General features: G+C 45.6%; 16 protein-coding genes. 7 read left to right on the top strand and 9 right to left on the bottom strand.

From position 1 onward, the window contains the following. Positions 1 to 147: 147 nt before the first annotated feature. The gene (locus tag D0A37_RS26810; protein ID WP_006635844.1) at positions 148 to 1,200 is read right to left on the bottom strand and encodes a Gfo/Idh/MocA family protein; all 1,053 of its coding nucleotides are present in this window, start codon (positions 1,198 to 1,200) and stop codon (positions 148 to 150) included. A 508-nt stretch (positions 1,201 to 1,708) separates the two neighbouring features. Here D0A37_RS26810 and D0A37_RS26815 point away from each other — a divergent pair. Continuing rightward, the gene (locus D0A37_RS26815; RefSeq protein ID WP_242719134.1) at positions 1,709 to 2,344 is read left to right on the top strand and encodes a hypothetical protein; all 636 of its coding nucleotides are present in this window, start codon (positions 1,709 to 1,711) and stop codon (positions 2,342 to 2,344) included. A gap of 36 nt (positions 2,345 to 2,380) precedes the next feature. On the opposite strand, the gene D0A37_RS26820 is transcribed toward D0A37_RS26815, so the two are convergent. The 3 genes from D0A37_RS26820 to def form a co-directional block, all read right to left on the bottom strand. Then, positions 2,381 to 3,718: a PrsW family glutamic-type intramembrane protease gene (locus D0A37_RS26820; RefSeq protein WP_242719136.1), complete on the bottom strand. Its 1,338-nt coding sequence runs from the start codon at positions 3,716 to 3,718 to the stop codon at positions 2,381 to 2,383. 177 nt (positions 3,719 to 3,895) lie between these two features. Further along, positions 3,896 to 4,096: a hypothetical protein gene (locus D0A37_RS26825; RefSeq protein ID WP_278187210.1), complete on the bottom strand. Its 201-nt coding sequence runs from the start codon at positions 4,094 to 4,096 to the stop codon at positions 3,896 to 3,898. Next, positions 4,096 to 4,656 (bottom strand): peptide deformylase, encoded by a 561-nt coding sequence (def, locus tag D0A37_RS26830; RefSeq protein ID WP_242719140.1) that lies wholly within the window; start codon positions 4,654 to 4,656, stop codon positions 4,096 to 4,098. Before def ends, D0A37_RS26825 begins: the two co-directional genes overlap by 1 nt. A 101-nt stretch (positions 4,657 to 4,757) precedes the next feature. Here def and D0A37_RS26835 point away from each other — a divergent pair, with 101 nt between their 5' ends. Then, positions 4,758 to 5,270 (top strand): DUF1648 domain-containing protein, encoded by a 513-nt coding sequence (locus tag D0A37_RS26835; RefSeq protein ID WP_242719142.1) that lies wholly within the window; start codon positions 4,758 to 4,760, stop codon positions 5,268 to 5,270. A gap of 335 nt (positions 5,271 to 5,605) precedes the next feature. Here D0A37_RS26835 and D0A37_RS26840 read toward each other — a convergent pair whose 3' ends face one another. Further along, on the bottom strand, positions 5,606 to 6,061 hold the full coding sequence (locus D0A37_RS26840; protein ID WP_242719144.1) for a pepsin/retropepsin-like aspartic protease family protein: 456 nt from the start codon (positions 6,059 to 6,061) through the stop codon (positions 5,606 to 5,608). Positions 6,062 to 6,181: 120 nt separating this feature from the next. Here D0A37_RS26840 and D0A37_RS26845 point away from each other — a divergent pair, with 120 nt between their 5' ends. Further along, entirely contained in the window at positions 6,182 to 7,474 is a 1,293-nt protein-coding gene (locus D0A37_RS26845) for a pentapeptide repeat-containing protein (RefSeq protein WP_242719146.1), read from the top strand. A gap of 695 nt (positions 7,475 to 8,169) precedes the next feature. Here D0A37_RS26845 and D0A37_RS26850 read toward each other — a convergent pair. Continuing rightward, positions 8,170 to 8,793 (bottom strand): TenA family protein, encoded by a 624-nt coding sequence (locus tag D0A37_RS26850; protein WP_242719148.1) that lies wholly within the window; start codon positions 8,791 to 8,793, stop codon positions 8,170 to 8,172. Between the two features lie 285 nt (positions 8,794 to 9,078). Here D0A37_RS26850 and D0A37_RS26855 point away from each other — a divergent pair, with 285 nt between their 5' ends. Both D0A37_RS26855 and D0A37_RS26860 read left to right on the top strand, forming a co-directional pair. Further along, complete coding sequence (locus D0A37_RS26855) at positions 9,079 to 10,041, top strand: glycosyltransferase family 2 protein (RefSeq protein WP_242719150.1); 963 nt, start codon at positions 9,079 to 9,081, stop codon at positions 10,039 to 10,041. An 84-nt stretch (positions 10,042 to 10,125) separates the two neighbouring features. Next, on the top strand, positions 10,126 to 10,725 hold the full coding sequence (locus D0A37_RS26860; RefSeq protein WP_242719152.1) for a glutathione S-transferase family protein: 600 nt from the start codon (positions 10,126 to 10,128) through the stop codon (positions 10,723 to 10,725). 17 nt (positions 10,726 to 10,742) lie between these two features. Here the strand turns inward: D0A37_RS26860 and D0A37_RS26865 are convergent, their stop codons facing one another. From D0A37_RS26865 to D0A37_RS29615, 3 genes are all read right to left on the bottom strand, one after another. Continuing rightward, positions 10,743 to 14,105 (bottom strand): tetratricopeptide repeat protein, encoded by a 3,363-nt coding sequence (locus D0A37_RS26865; RefSeq protein ID WP_242719154.1) that lies wholly within the window; start codon positions 14,103 to 14,105, stop codon positions 10,743 to 10,745. Continuing rightward, complete coding sequence (locus D0A37_RS26870) at positions 14,098 to 15,129, bottom strand: caspase family protein (RefSeq protein WP_242719156.1); 1,032 nt, start codon at positions 15,127 to 15,129, stop codon at positions 14,098 to 14,100. The genes D0A37_RS26865 and D0A37_RS26870 overlap by 8 nt, the downstream gene beginning before the upstream one ends. A 549-nt stretch (positions 15,130 to 15,678) precedes the next feature. Next, positions 15,679 to 15,747, bottom strand: coding sequence for a cation-transporting P-type ATPase (locus tag D0A37_RS29615; RefSeq protein WP_445242565.1), 69 nt, complete (start codon positions 15,745 to 15,747; stop codon positions 15,679 to 15,681). A 58-nt stretch (positions 15,748 to 15,805) separates the two neighbouring features. Between D0A37_RS29615 and D0A37_RS26875 the strand changes: the two genes are divergently transcribed. Together D0A37_RS26875 and D0A37_RS26880 are read left to right on the top strand one after the other, a co-directional pair. Further along, complete coding sequence (locus D0A37_RS26875; protein WP_242725872.1) at positions 15,806 to 16,003, top strand: hypothetical protein; 198 nt, start codon at positions 15,806 to 15,808, stop codon at positions 16,001 to 16,003. Beyond that, positions 15,936 to 16,130, top strand: coding sequence for a DUF3122 domain-containing protein (locus D0A37_RS26880; protein ID WP_242719158.1), 195 nt, complete (start codon positions 15,936 to 15,938; stop codon positions 16,128 to 16,130). Before D0A37_RS26875 ends, D0A37_RS26880 begins: the two co-directional genes overlap by 68 nt. Positions 16,131 to 16,137 lie beyond the last annotated feature (7 nt).

Genomic DNA, 16,137 nt, shown 5'->3' on the forward strand with positions numbered 1-16,137 from the left:
GCTCGCACTCGCCGAACTTCTCACGCCGAATTGTCCAATCTCAAATCGACGGACATCGAATCCGGTTGCATGGGAACAGTTACCCTCTTCAACGAACAACAAACCCAAACTGTAAAAGCACCCGGAAACGACATGATTTGTCTGGATTTAGCTAACTTGCAAAGTAGACTCTAGCTCTTTTGGATACCAAGCTTGACCGTCGAGAGCCATTTGCTCGATCAAACTCGCAAGCCGCAGAGCTTTGAGAGCTTGTTCTCCTCCCACAGAAGGCTGATTTCCACCCCGCACGCAATTAATAAAATGCTCCAATTCTGCGTGGAGCGGTTCAATATTGCTGGTGTAAACTTTCTCGATCAACCCATCTTGACGGTAAAGCACCTGACCGTAATCCGTCACGTAATTGGCGGTTGTTTGTCGGTGAATCAAGATTTCGTTGTTGAGAAAATCTGCCTCTGTCAGAGAATTCTTGCAGTGAGCCACGATTGAACGGAGTTTGCGGTGCGTCACCTTACTGGCAGTCAGGGTGGCGACAATGCCGTTAGCAAAGTTCAACGTCGCTGTCACGTAGTCTAAATAACCTGAATCTGAGGCCCTGCTGCCGCTGGCCGTCAGCTTCACCACTTGGGAATCTGCCAATTCCAAAAGCAAGTCGATGTCGTGGATCATTAAATCCAAAACTACCGATACGTCGTTAGCCCGCTGGGAATAGGGACTCATCCGGTGAGCTTCCAATGCCAGTAACTCTTCAGTTTTCAGCACTTTGCCGAGTTCCTGAAAAGCTGGATTGAAGCGCTCGATGTGACCCACTTGTAAAATCCGGTGGGCCTCAGCAGCCGCGTTGACCAAAGATTCGGCTTCGGCAATGCTAGCCGCGATCGGCTTTTCAATTAAAACGTGAACACCCGCTTGGAGACAAGACATCCCCACAGGGTGGTGCAGGCGAGTTGGAACGGCGACGCAAACTGCATCTACGTGGGCGAGCAAATCTCGGTAGTCTTCAAAGAAGCGAACCCGGTATTTGCTTGCTACATCTATTCCCCGCTCTACATTTATGTCTGCAACACCCACGAGTTCGATATCTTTTAGCAAGCTCAGAACTCGCGTGTGGTGCTGGCCCATATTGCCAACCCCAATCACCCCAATGCGGAGGGGTTCGGGTTGACTTCGCTGGGCGAAAACGTTTGCGTATCCCAATGACATCCTATCTAGCACTCCTGGATTCTCCTCCACCACCACAGGAATCAAGCCCCTTGGCTTCCCTAAGCTACTCACAGCCATCCAGATAGTACCACAGTCAAACTATTTGTGAAGAATTTCTAAGTTCAGTTGGGATTATCGCCTCAGCCAATTAAGCAGAAGCGACTCCTACACAAGGGTAGAATACCGCGATAAAATGTATGCAAATTGCCTATTGACAAAATTAATTAAATATGCAGTAGCATCTGGACGATCGTCCGTAGCATCGCCACAACACAAACCCGTCGGAATATTTGGCGATGACGATAAAACATTTTTCTAGTTTGTGTTCAAAAGTAATAGTGAAAGTCATAATTATACAAATACAACAGATGACGCATCCGTATTAGTTCGGTTATTTACATTCGGCAATCTTTGACTTCAAAAAAATTTACTTTAAGAATGGGGATAATTACGGGCGATCGCTCAGTCAAAATAAACTAGACTTACGTCAAGCTTAATAAAAAAAACAATGAGTCAAAAACTAATGCCTAGATTAGGAAGTGCGATCGCTAGCACAATTTTAAGTTTGTTTTCAGCCGTGTCATTGGTAGGAGTAGACACAGCACAAGCCGCCTTCCTTACCTACAATTTCCAAGCCGAGGGTGGTGGAGGTAGCGGCTTTTTTAAGGTGGATAACTCCTCGCTTACAGGAATAGACTTTGAAGGAATTGCAGTATCCGAGGGAAGATTAGACACTTATCTAACTATTTCTAAAGATTACTACAATTTGGCCGGGGCTATAGCTTTATTTGATCAAGGGGAGTTTCTCGGACTGCAAGCAAGCGGTGGCGAAAGCTCGATTAGCATTATACCCGACGAGTCAGGAGCGCCTTACGCCCAGTATGAGACCTCAGCATCTTGGAGGATGGAAAACAACGGGTCGTTCTCTCTTTTTTCGGGGGAGAAGTACGTAACAACAATTATTTTCAGCACCGGTGAAGGGATTGTAGACAGAAGTACTCCACCAGTCAACTATGCCCCTGTTTCTTACACCCTAGTGGATACCGCAGCCGAACCAGTTCCGGAACCTCTCACCGCTGGGGCGGCAGCTTTAGCATTGGCTGGTTTAAGCTGGTTAAAACACAAGAAAAAAATGGCAGTTTGAGGTGCGATCGCACCTCAACAATTAAGCACTCAGAAGTCACTTTTCCAAGAATATTCGAGTTGCAAAATTTTGCTCTCGATTCGGAGACAGAGCTCTGGCTTTCAAAATCGCCGCTACCAAAAAAGCATAGGACAAAACTCCCACCAAGGCCAGCAAAAGTACGCTGACGGCTCCCGACGCATTCCACAAAGCGTGAAGTGCGGAAGCGCTGAAATAACCTACGCCCAAAATTTGCCAGCGCTTCCTAGGTTTGAGGGCGCTCAAACCGATAAAATATCCCAAATAGCCACTGTAAGCCATGTGTCCGGCGGCGGAGCCCAAAATTCGGGGAATTAGCAACTGCAATCCTACTAATTGTCCGGCTTCGGGTCCTGCTTGAAGGGTGACATTTTGGATAATATTGGGAACGTGCTGTCCCATAGTTTCTAACAGTGTAAAGCCGACTGCTGAGGCACTTCCTAACAGAATTCCGTCTAAAGGTTCCCAAACGCCTACTCGATCGCGCCACGGATTTTTCAGCCAATTTCCCAGCAGCATCGCTCCCAAAACGGGCAGGGCTTTCAGCAATTCTTCCATCAGACCCGCCCCGAAAAACATTCTGGCCAAAAAAGGCAAAAAACTGATTGTTTCGCCTTCAGTGGGCAGCCGGCCGGGCAAAATTTCTCTAAATACTAATATAAATCCAATTAATAAGGGGCTGATCACAATCAGGACTGTAGCTAACGCCGAACCAAGCAATACCCACCAAGGCTTGTGTTTGCCACACAGTTGATAGATAAAATAGTAAGCCGCACCGGCGAGGTAAGCTGACAGCAGCAAGTTGAATGCTGCGGAATTTCCCACGGCGACAAACATCGACACGACAACAATAACTGTGGCAATACCTGGATATAAGTAAGCTTTTTGGCTTAATTGTTTACCCGTTGAGGCGATCGGGAATAATTGAGTTAAAGTGAGAGCGTCTTTTTCGCTACCGCCAAAATTGCCCGTTTGTGGTGCAGGGAATCCGGGTTGATTGTGGTAAGGGTTTAGGGGAGATTCAAATATAAATTCAGGGCCGTCAAGGCCGAGACTGATGCGATCGCCTGTTTCTAAAGTTTGGCAGCCAGAGAGCTTTTTTCCGTTGATATAAGTTCCGTTAGCGCTGTTGAGGTCGCAAATTTCCCATCTCGTCAAAGTACCCTGAGTTAGGGGACGGATCATGGCGTGGCGACGGGAAACCATGCCGTGACCGATCGACTCTAAAGCTATTTGACAATTGCGATCGCGTCCGATGACTAATTCCCCATCTTCACAAAGTTGGTACTTGGATGCTGGCGTTCCCGCAGCATCTTTAGCTAGCACTTGTCGCAGAAATCCGATTTCATTAGTCATGAGTTATGAGTCATTAGTCATTAGTCATTAGTCATTGGTCATGAGCTCGCGAGCTGTTAGCTGATGTTATTTTTGAGCAGTCTTTATTCCACAGTTATTGGTTGTTAGCTGCTGACTAATTACTAATTACTAATTACTAATAACTGCTGACTAATGACTAATGACTAATAACTCTGCTTATAGATTTGCCCTGGCATCCTGAACGGCTGCATAGAAAAATAGGCCCGTTAGCGGTACGCTCAGGGCAAGGATGATGCCCGTGACTAAATTGCCAAGTTGAGCTTCTCCCGAGGACAGCTCAAAAATTGAGCCGACTGCCGCGATCGCAGTGATGCACGAAAGAGCTAAGAGTAAACCACTTTTCGGAGTTCCTGCCATCATACTGATTTTACTGCCTTTGGCGAAAATTTATGCTTGACTAATGCTTCATTCAGTGCCAGCTTGTTTTCTACTCTGTCTACAAACAGCACTCCGTTGAGGTGATCCATTTCGTGCTGAATTGCCCTCGACAGTAACTCTGTTGCTATCAGGGTTTGTGGGCGGCCGTATTCGTCGCGGTAGGAGACTTCAATGACTTCTGGGCGTTTGACTTCTAAATAAACTCCCGGAATGCTCAAACACCCTTCTTGCAAGATGCAGATATCGCCGCTGCTACTTTTGATGGTGGGGTTGATCAAAACCATTGGGGGTGTGGCGGGGTTTTCCGGGTCACAATCGAGTACGATTACTTGTTTGTTGACTCCGACTTGGGGGGCGGCCAAACCGATGCCATCGGCACTGTACATGGTTTGCAGCATTTCTCGGACTAGCTGCCGAATTTCTGCATCGACGCTTTTGACGCGCTTGGCTGGCTGCCGCAGGACGCGATCGCCTAATGTGTGTATTGTTAGGGGGGGTTTTTCTAACTTTTTCTTTTCAATCAAGACCTGAGCCGTCATAGAACCTCGCGGGATGTTTGGAAACCCCCAACAAAAGCTGTTGGAGGATGAAATTGGAACCAATACTATTATTTTCAATATTAATCTAATTTTAAGTAGCCATGACTGGAAACGCACCAAACCAACGCCCGGTTATTTCTCTGGGGCTTTCGCCTGTTGTAGTGGTGGTAGAGCTTTTAGGTGCGATCGCGATTTTGCTGGCTGTTTTGCTCATCGTCAAGTTTTGGGCGGTTTTGCCCGATCGAATTCCGATTCATTTCGGCTTAGGGGGGCTGGCGGATGCTTGGGGCGACAAGCTGACGATTTGGATCATGCCGGCGGTTGCTGCCATTATTTTTGCGGTTTTCACTGCGTTTTCGCGCTATCCGCATACTTTTAATTATCCGGTACGGATTACTTCTGAGAACGCTCACCGACAATATCTGTTGGCGCGAGGCCTTTTGGCTGGGCTGAAGGCGGAGATTTGCTGGCTGTTGGCGTTTGTGGTGCGGCAGCAAATTCTTGTGGCTTTGGGCAATGCTCAAAGGTTTAGTGTGGAGTTAGTTTTGGGGATAATTGTTTTGATATTGGGGACGGTTGGCGTGTATTTGATCAAGGCTTATTCTGCTCGCTAGATGTAGGGCAAAAAACTTACATATACCGAAAAATAAAGTTTTTTGGTAGGAGTTTTTATCCGCAGCTAATATTAAGCTTATCCGCCTTTAAATTGCATGGTCAAATAAATTTTCACTCTTGTGGGGTGGGCATCCTGGTCGGCCTCAAAATACAATTTAAATGCACAACAGCTTATCCTGCATAAACAAATAAAATTTGTTGGTATTGAGGACTAAAATCATCTAAGTTTTATCAGGAGTTTAGTCGTCACTACAAACATTTTGATGGCGGGTAATTGACGGGACATGATAGGAATCACAGGCGAGAGGTTTGTGCTATGCTAAACGCCGATCGACTAACCCATCAGATATGTTTGCTGATTGTTCATCGGCAATACTCGCAACCGTCGATTTTTTAAATCTGGTTCTAAGCCTAGTTCTTCCATTGGAATCACGCCCAACAACACAGCGGAAACGCCTTCGGGTAACTCTAAACAATCAAATCTCCCTTCTCTCCCCTCTACAATAATTTGAGCGCCTGCAAAAATTCGACCTTTTTTTATGCCCGCTGATGTTTCTACATCTCTTTCTCCTACTTGTTTTAAACCGAGTTGGCTAATAATAGGAGCGGGCAAGGAAAGCAGAGTTGCTCCGGTATCGAAAACAACATTATCGAGGGTAACAGAGCGAACTTCCTCCGCACCAATGAATCCCTGTTCTGCCATAACTAGATCGATGCGATTCGTGACGGTGATTGTAGTGATTACTTGACCCATTTGTTTTTCTGGCAGATTGGGGAGTACCAGGGTCATAATATGTTACCTCTTTGAGTATAATTAGTGGATGTTTCTATTGTAATGCTATCTAGAATCCTGCGAAAGTTAGTTAAAATCGTTTTAATGACCGGCTAAAATTAGAATTTGCCTCAACGCATGACACCAGACAACAACTCTTCTCAACCCAATCGCCCTGAATCTAACGTGACTGTAGAAAGTCTCAACGGTGCAAACCCTAATGTGCCACCAGAATCAGGGATAATCCTCGCTACTGCTGAACCGGAAAAACCGGCGTCGTCACCTCCAACTCGCAAAATTGTATTGCCGCAGCAGCCGGAACAAACGACTCCTGAGAAGTCGGGGTCAGTGCTGACGCTGGGGTTGATCGCAGGGATGATTTTTGGGCTGGCCAATGACAACATTTGGCTGGGCTTAATTGGCGCCGTCGGTGCGATCGCCATATCGCTGCGGCTGATGTGGCCGAGTTGGGGCAAAATCTGGGCGCAGGTAATTCCGCCGACTTGGCGCACGCTGATCGTCGCCTGCTTCGGGCTTTTAGCTGGGATTGTTGGCTTGCTGATGCTCAGCGGTACTAATACTGAACCGGGAAGCCGCAACATCCAAATCAACTGGGAGGCAATCGGGGCTCTCGGCGAGTTGATCGGCGCTTTGGGCCAAATTTTAATCGCAATTTTAGGCGTTTATGTGGCTTGGCGGCAGTATGTGATATCCAAAGATTTGACGATTCAGCAAAATCGAATTACGCAGCAGCAAACGATCGATGCTTATTTTCAAGGGGTTTCGGACTTAGCCCTTGACGAACAAGGGTTTTTGGAAGACTGGCCACAGGAAAGGGCGATCGCAGAAGGGCGCACCGCTGCGATTATGAGCAGTGTAGATGCTGAAGGTAAAGCTAAAATTCTACGGTTTTTGTCGCAGTCGAGATTGGTTACTCCGCTGAAGCGCGATCGGCTTTTAGGCCGCCCCATCCTTGACGGCGACGGCGGCTACGCTGAAGATAGAGATCACGGTATCCGCGTTATCGATCTCAATGTCATGTTAGCGGGTGCTGACCTGGCTGGCACCGATTTGCGATGGACGGATTTGAGCGAAGCCAACCTCGTCCGCGCCAATCTCAGCAAGTGCGATTTAGTGAAAGCCAACCTCTCGCGCGCTGTCTTGTACGACGCCAATCTCACTCGCGCCGACATGAGAGCGGCCGCATTATTCTACGGCTCGGCAGAAAGTGCATCCCCCCGCAGCCGTACCGAATTTCCCAACTATCAAACAGGCGAACATACTGGCGCTGTAGTTGAACGCGCTGATTTTACCGCTGTCAAGCGACTGTCGGACGAGCAACGCTATTACTGCTGCGCTTGGTGTGGCTCGAAGTCGAGAGAGACTATTCCCGGTGGCTGCGAAGGGATTCCCAATAAACTCGGACGTTAGAATTAGCAGTACGGCTGTACTTACGTATATATTTGGCGATCGCTCGGCAGCGGACTACACTTTAATTTTAAATCTACAGTCTTGCGCTGTTTTAGCAATGACAAATAGTGATTTAGGGTTAGAAGTAATTCCGCGCCTAGAGCGCTCCAAAAGCCGGGACGGGTTAATTTTTGTCGCTGCTAGGTGCTTTCTGATGGGACGGTAAATGGTACATAGAAATTGCTAATTTAGGCTACAGCTATGCAGATGATGACCAGCAGCCTTCTATGGCGTTTTATCCGGTGTTTCCTTTGCTAATTCGCGGCTTCACAACTCTTGGAATGCAAGTGGAATTAGCAGGGCTAATAATTAATAGTTGGATTTTTTGGGTGGTTGCAAACTCTTAGTAAAGTTGCCATGATTTAGGGCGGTGGCTATTTATTGGATATGTGAAAAAGGTTGAGCATTACAATCGGCTATTTCGGTTTTTGCTCTTAAGCGCTACTGATAAATTCCGTTGATATGCAATCGTTTCACCCCTACGCTTACGGCATTGTGTAGCTTTCAATGGCACTCGGTTTAGTGTTGAGTAATCAGCCTTGTTGGGGATATGCTGTTATGAGATTATTTGCTACATTCCTGCTGTACATGGCTGTTAAATTTGCTGCGTGTAGGTAGCTTAAGATAGTTTTCCATATTTTTTGCACAAACTTAATTTACTCTATTTCCCAAGCTGCCTGAAAAAAGTCTCTTTCGCATAGCATAGCGTAGCGATAGGTTGCTTCTACTTCTGGCGTAGCCTCTGCGTAGCGATCGACCAAATTTTCCAGCCGTTTTGCTAAAATCTCAAAATCCGGGCTGCTATAGGTGGAAATCCAGTCGCTAAATGCGTGTTCCGGTATATCAGGTTTAGCTAGCTGCTGTCCCAAAAAAGCATACAACCGCAAGCAAGGAGTCATCGCGGCTGCTGTCAAACCTACACCACTTCCCCAGGCTGTCGCTAATAAAAAATCTGTGTAGCGGCGGGTAGCGATTCCTGGTTTAGCCTCTTGCAAGTTTACCCCCCATTTGGCTGCATATCCTTGATGCAAACGAAGTTCTTCTAAAACGCCACTACCGAGATTGTGAAGAATTTCAAACCCCTCCCAGTCGGGTGCTTTTGCGGCAGCGATACTGTAAGCGCGAGCGAATGCTCCCAGAAAAAATGCGTCTTGTGCAATGTAATATGCAAAACTATTTGAGGGCAGGCTGCCGTCAGCAATGCCTCTGACAAAGGGATGTTGCAGACAAGCTTCGCTTAAGTCTTGATTTGCTTGCCAAAGATAATTTGAGTTTGTCATGCAATTTTGAATCGATGGGTTATGATTGTAATTTTTATAGTCTGACTCAACATCTATGATAACAGATGTTTTAGCTTAGCGTGTGTCAGTCTTATGGTATCTTTTATTTTTCGTATTTAAGAAAATAGATAAGTGTTGGTACGCGGCTATTTTCTGGGCGGCTGTTGTCTGGCTAAAAGAGCGAAATTACGTGCTGAACCTCTCTCGTGAAGCAGCTAAGGGGTTTGGGGAAAAAGAAACTTTTGATTTAACGGTTGAAAAGCCAATTTTTAAACAGAAACTGCAATGAAAGATACACCTAAGTATTCCTTGGTAATTCCTATCTATAACGAAGAAGAAAATCTCGCTGAATTGTATCGGCGAATTAGTGCCGTGATGGATCGACTGGACGGCCCAGTAGAATTAATTTTAATCAATGATGGCAGTCGCGATCGCTCTCTCGAACTTTTGCGAGAATTGCACGAAAAAGACGCGCGAATTTGTTACCTCAGTTTGGCACGCAATTTCGGTCATCAAATAGCTGTAACTGCTGGTTTAAACTTTTCAAGAGGTCAAGTTGTAGTTATCATGGACGGCGATTTGCAAGACCCGCCAGAGCTAATTATAGATATGGTAGAACAGTGGCGGCAGGGCTATCAAGTTGTTTACGCTCAGCGCACTCAACGCCGTCAAGAAGGTTGGTTTAAGCGGTTGCCCGCTTATATGTATTATCGCATTTTGCGGAATCTTGCTGATGTTGATATTCCCATAGATACGGGAGATTTTTGTTTGATGGATAGGTGCGTGGTGGACGTACTCAATGCGATGCCTGAACGCAACCGCTACATTCGGGGACTGCGCGCTTGGATTGGTTTTAAACAAACGGCGGTTAAGTTTGAACGCGATCCGCGTTTTGCTGGCGATGTTAAGTATACGTTCAGTAAATCTTTTGCTTTGGCGATGAACGGTTTAGTGTCTTTTTCAAAGGTTCCTCTGCAACTGTCGATTTATTTGGGTTTGTTTTCGGCTTTCGTGTCTGTTTTGATGGCTTTTTTGGTTTTGTATTGGCGTCTTTTCTCTGCGGGTTCGGCCTTAACTGGTTTGACAATTGTGATTATGGCGGTTTTCTTTTTGGGTGCGGTGCAGTTGGTTAGTATTGGGATTTTGGGCCAGTATATAGGGCGTATTTACGAGGAGGTGAAGGGCCGACCGCTTTATACGCTGGCAGAAGTGGCTGGTTTTGGCGATCGACACCGATCGCCAAAATAATTTTAGCAAACAACTGTTAACTCATCGTGCCTAAATTATCTAATTTATGAGATAATTTAAGCTCCTAAAATCTTCTCAAGACTCATGTTTAAACTTTACGAGTATTCCCCCTCGGGCAATTGCTATAAAGTTCGCTTGCTCTTAACTCAACTTAATATTCCCTTCGATCGCACAGAAATTAATATTCTCCAAGGAAAAAGCCGCACACCTGAATTTTTGGTCAAAAATCCCAATGGCCGCATTCCGGTGTTAGAAATCGCACCGGGTAAATTTCTCTTTGAATCGAATGCGATTATGTTTTATTTGAGCGAAGAAACTGAGTTTTTCCCCACGGATAAATTTGAACGCGCTCAAGTCATGCAGTGGTTGTTTTTTGAACAGTACAGCCACGAACCTTTTATTGCTACTTCTCGTTTTTGGTATTTGACGGGGAAAGCTGAAGAATATCAGGAAGCACTCCAACAAAAACAAGCACCGGGTTATGCTGCTTTGGGGCTGATGGAACAGCATTTAGCAAACCATGCTTTTTTTGTAGGCGATCGCTATACAATTGCTGACATCGGTTTATTTGCTTATACTCACGTTGCTGACGAAGGCGGATTTGATTTAACCAGATTTCCAGCTATTCAAAGTTGGATCGATCGCGTAAAAAGTCAACCTCGATATATAAAAATTACACAATGAAATTAAAATGAGGCTAATTACATCAAAGCTCGAAATCGTTCATCATCTCGGATACTGTCAAAATCTGGGTTGTGTTTTGCTTCCCTTCGGCTTCGACGAGGTGCAATATCAATCGCTTTTTGTAGATTATCGATAGCCTGTTCTATCTCACCTTGTAGTGCGTAGCAGCAGGCTTTACCGTAATAGCCACTCTCATCCTTAGGATCTTGCTTAATCGCTTGTTCACACTCAGCAATGGCTTCGGTGTATCGACCAGCTCTTGCCAAAATTATGCCACGATTAGCCCTGTATAATACTTCTTTAGGCTCTAAGTTAATTGCTTCATCAATGGCTGTAATAGCTTTCTCAAAATTCTTGAGAAGACTTAATGCTAGTGCTTGAATGTTCAGTGCTTGATGATTCTTAGAATCTATCTCAACAGCTCGATCGCCAGCAGCAAGGGCTTCCTCATATCGCTGTATATCAAGGAGAGCAATCCCTTGATATACCCAAGCATCAACAGATTTAGGAGCGAGGTTTAGTCCTTTTTGATAACTTTCGAGCGCTTCCTCATATCTCTCTAGATTATTGAGTGTCTTCGCTCGATTTACCCAAGCATCAACAGATTTAGGAGCGAGGTCTAGCGCTTTTTTGTAACTTTCGAGCGCTTCCTCATATCGCTCTAGATTATTGAGTATATTCCCTTGAATTACCCAATTGTTAATAGATTTCTGGTCAAGGTCTAGCGCTTTTTTGTGACTTTCCAGCGCTTCCTCATGTCGCCCTAGCTTATAGAGTGAAACCCCTCGATTTACCCAACCATCAACAGATGTAGGATCGAGGTCTAGCGCTTTTTGATAACTTTCGAGCGCTTCCTCATATCTCTCTAGATTATAGAGTGTCTTCCCTCGAGTTACCCAAGAATCAACATATTCAGGATCGAGGTCTAGCGCTTTTTGATAACTTTCGAGCGCTTCCTCATATCTCTCTAGATTGCGTAGTGCAGCCCCTCGATTTTTCCAAGCATCAACATATTCAGGATCGAGGCCAATCGCTTTTTCCAAACTTTCCAGCGCTTCCTCGTGTCGCTCTAGATTGCCTAGAGCAACACCCTGCCCAACAAAAGTGGATGCATTACCTTGATCTAACTCCAGTGCTTTCTGATAGCAATCCAGTGCATCCTTGTAAAGTTCTACACTTCCGAGTAAGTCACCAAGACTTGAAAAAAGAGTATGCTTCAGTTTCCGATGGCAGTGAGTTAATTTTTCACACTGGCTTTTCGCTTGCAACAGTGAATCAGTTCTTTCTCTGAATGTATTGCAACGTAAAGACTTATAGATCAGTCCTGCACACTTGCCTAGACTATCCTTGAGATCGCCAACATATCCCAACAGGGATTGAAGAGATACCTCAATTTGTTTTGAAAATTCCTCAGTTGCTTGTTCCGAAGGAGGATTCTCACCTTCAAATTTAATCTTGTATTTTGTTGGCGGTGTATATATAAAATTCCAGCCAAAGCTGAGAGCTCTTGCCGAATCTTTAAAAAATTTGTCTGTCGCTTTGGGAAGCAGATTCAGGTTCTCTTCACTTATCTCTGCACAAATGAAAGCAAAGGGAGCCATAAATACATCTGGTACTTGCAGATAAACTGCGGTAAAGACCTGTTCAATATATTTTTGGAGTCCTTCCTTTCCCTTGCCAAAAAGATTGTAATAGAGAAACTCTGCCATCAGTTCTCGCCACTCCTCATCCTCATACTGATCGGGTAAAAAGTTTTCAGGAGTAACAAGTTCATCCGCTTGTTGCTGGAAGTAATCGGCTAGTAAAGCATGAGTTTTCCGAAACTGAGTTTGATCCTCCTGGAAATATGACTGCCGAAAGACATCCCGCGCCACATCATCTAAGCGGTAGTGCCCTTTGGTAAACTCAACAAAATCTAAGTTTTTCAACCATTCAAAGTAACCCTCTGCATTATCGGCATCTTCTTGTAAGTCTAAGTCAACGCTTCCAAGCAAATACCGAATCATCGCCCGATCGAACCATCGACAACAAGCTACCACATACAAAACTTCCTGATGCCGGGGCTCTATCCCCTGCAAAAGTAATTTAGCGATCGCTTGGTTTCCTTGGGAAAAATCAGGTTTTTTACCTTGCTCTAGTTGCTTCCGTACCCAATCTAGATAATAGGGTAATCCCTGTGTTGCTTTGTAGATTTTGGCGCGTATACCGCCATTTTCAATGCCAATTTGCTTGAGATATTCCTCTGTATCCTTCTTGCTAAACTTATTAAGTGGCACCTCAAGGAGCAACTTCCGATCCTGGTTGAGCTTGCGCCAACCCTCGTCTGCTTGCAGCGATCGTCGCCCTACAACCACGAGCCTTACTGGTGCACAAGACAACGCAGTATCTTCGACCAAATACTGCCATAGCCATTGATTCAGGTAAGACTGTGCTTTTTCATAGGTATCCAAAATCAGCACGAGCGATCGTCCTCTGCTTTGGGCAATTTGCATCAGACTTTCAGCAAATGCCTGCGTCAGTTTGGAAACAGGCTGTAACATAAGAGCCTGTAGCTCAGGCTGGTCTTTGGTCGCAGGGTGATTCCGCACTCGCTGCTCGATCGATTCTTGCAAGCTGTCTGCATCCTCTCCAATCGCCGCTAATGCAGAAAAACCTACCCCTGGAAAATTAAAAGATGTCGGCTTACTTGAGGTGGATGTCAAACCTATTAGGTTTAGCCATATGAAGCGTTGAAACCAGCTTCTAATCTTCTTTGCTTCTTCGCTGCTAGTTGTTTCACCATCAATTGACTCATGACTCAACTTGTATAGAGTTGACTCAAACTGCTGCTCCTTTTGTTTGAATGAATCAGCGATCGTTTCACCTCCAAAACGCTCAACAGCCTGCTCATGTAGCTTTCGCATCAATTTTAGGGGAGTTTCGATATCAGGCGTTTTCGCAAAACAAATCTCCAAAAAATCAACTTTGCTTGCATGGACATCCTTTAACCGCCCCAGTAACGTTGTTTTACCAACTCCGCCTGTTCCGCAAATATTGAATAGCAAGGGTTGTCCATCAGATTCGTTGAGTGCTAAGGCAAAGCGTTCTAACAGTTTTTTCGCCTCATCTCGTTCAATGTAATGTCTATCTGGCACTGGCGATCGCATCGGAGATTGACGATTCATCTCGGACTGAGCTGACTGCTGAGTCTCTTTCTTTGCTAATTGTGCCTTCGCTAAACGATCCTCTAGATCAGCGACCTCCTTGTGTTTGGCCTCCAATTCGATCTCTAAGTCTGAGGGTATATTGAGGACGGTGTAACCTGCTTTTTTTATCTCTAATTTTTCAAGCACATTTTTGGCTCTAGCCAATAGTGTCTCGACATGAGCACAATCATCCATTCGATTTCCCATCCCTCAATCTTGCTTCCAATTCGGCCACCTCTTGCCGTTTTTCTTCTAGTTCAATCTCCAGATGACCAGGCCTTTGCAGCATCCCATAGCCAGCAGCCTGTTTTTCTAGAATAGCCAGCGATCGCTTCGCCATCGCCAAGGCAGGGGTCATCACCTCTTGATTTGTCATCACCCTAGGCAACTCTGGACTCTGGGTTTGGCTGGGCAGTCCCTTGCCACCGCGCAACATTGCCACTGGGAAATCCTCCGTCGCTGCATCAAAAAACGGGGTTTGTTCTGCGTGACAGAGGTTACGGGCACTCTCTGAAACCGTTTTTCCCAAGTGAGTCATGACGTTGGAAATTTTGACGAGGCGATCGCCCGGTTGATTTGCCGCTCCCTTCAGCGCCTCAATCAGATGATAGGTATAGAGACTGAGGATGCCATCTGGACGCACCCAAGAACTTTGATTTCCTCGTGATGAGGTGAACACCGCCCGGCCTTCCCCCTGCTTCAGGGCATCAATCACCCCTTTCGGCAACGCTGTAGGCAAAAAGTCTGCTGGCAGATTATTCTTAGCGGTAGCCATCCCCTCCGCATGACAACTATCAATGATGACCCAGAGACGTTTAGCCTTGATCTTGCGTAACTTCTCACTCAAGGTTTCGGCTGAAAGGGCTGTTTGTGGAATGGCTTGCCCATCAAAATCATGTTGGAGTAAGTAGTAAGCATTACTGGCGAGGTCAAACATACCATGCCCAGAATAGTAAATGACGATCGTGGCATCTGGGTCTGCCTCTGCAGATCCTTTTAACCAGTCCAGATCATCCAAAATGGCACTGCGAGTCGCACCCTGGTTCTGTAACAACCGGACATGATCGGGCGTATTGGGATATGCACAAAAATTTGCGTCAGTGAGCAAATCTTTGAGCGCTTGAGCATCCTTGGCTGTTTCTGGAAGCGATCCCCTGGGGTCAGCAGTATTACCAACACCAATCAACAGCGCGTAACCGTGGGTAAATAGAGCGGACATCTAAAAAAAACTCCAGCAAAAAACAACAATCCCTCAACCTGGATTAATAATATATAGTTCCTAAACCAGCATAAACTAAAAAACACAATCAAGCTACTTCCAAAATAAATACTAGACTAAGCGGTTAGTTTTAGTGCTTACTCGTTATCGCTACCTTTCTCCCAGTTTCGCTCGATAGCCGGGCACCATTGGCAACTTTCAAATTGTACAAACTACTGGTCTTATTCACGTATAGATGCGTAGAGATTGACAAATATTTCACCACCGTGTCGGTATCTTTTACAAGCCAGTCGCGCCGTTTTTGTACTTTAATATAGCGCCTATTTCCCCCTGAACTAATTAACAAAATTCAGGAGTAAAAACAAGATTTTGTTCGGTTCCGTAGATGATAAAAATGTTTTTCTACTGCCAATAAGTCTCTCCTTTTCCATAAACAGCTTCAGCGACAAGGGTATTGGCAAAGCGCAACTGTGCGTTCCACAAACAAGCTTTGTAGAAATCCGGCTGAGTGTCCCAAAATATGGCATCTGCCGCCTCTTGAAGGAAAATCTATAGCACCGCAGCAAAAATCAGAACCAAGATAATCGGACTCTTGAACTGATTAAGCAACAGTATCAATGCGCTCGATTTACAGCACTTTCCGAGGCTATGAGGTACAATTAAGAATTCCGGCTTTATGGGCGTAGTTGGATTTAGCTTGACACTGCCGGCAACCAGAGCGGCTGCGATCGATTTAGACCGGGTTTTTGTAGGTTTAGGACGCGGAGTTTGCTACTGTGACGTAAATCGAAGAATATCCAGCGCAAATGCTCTACCCATCCCGGCAAAACCTGCGAGATCACAACGGAAATTCCTGGCAGACGATCGCCCTTAAGCGTATTCATCCCGGTGGTAGTGCGATTGTCTCCACTGTTTGGAGTTTACCGAGCGAGTGCTTCAGCAGACATACTCTAAATCTGAGAAAGGTTTCGCCTGAAAAACCCTCCCAAAGACAGTTTTAAATTATCT

The sequence above is a fragment of the Microcoleus vaginatus HSN003 genome, assembly GCF_022701255.1.
In the GTDB taxonomy this organism is placed as follows: Bacteria; Cyanobacteriota; Cyanobacteriia; order Cyanobacteriales; family Microcoleaceae; genus Microcoleus; species Microcoleus vaginatus_B.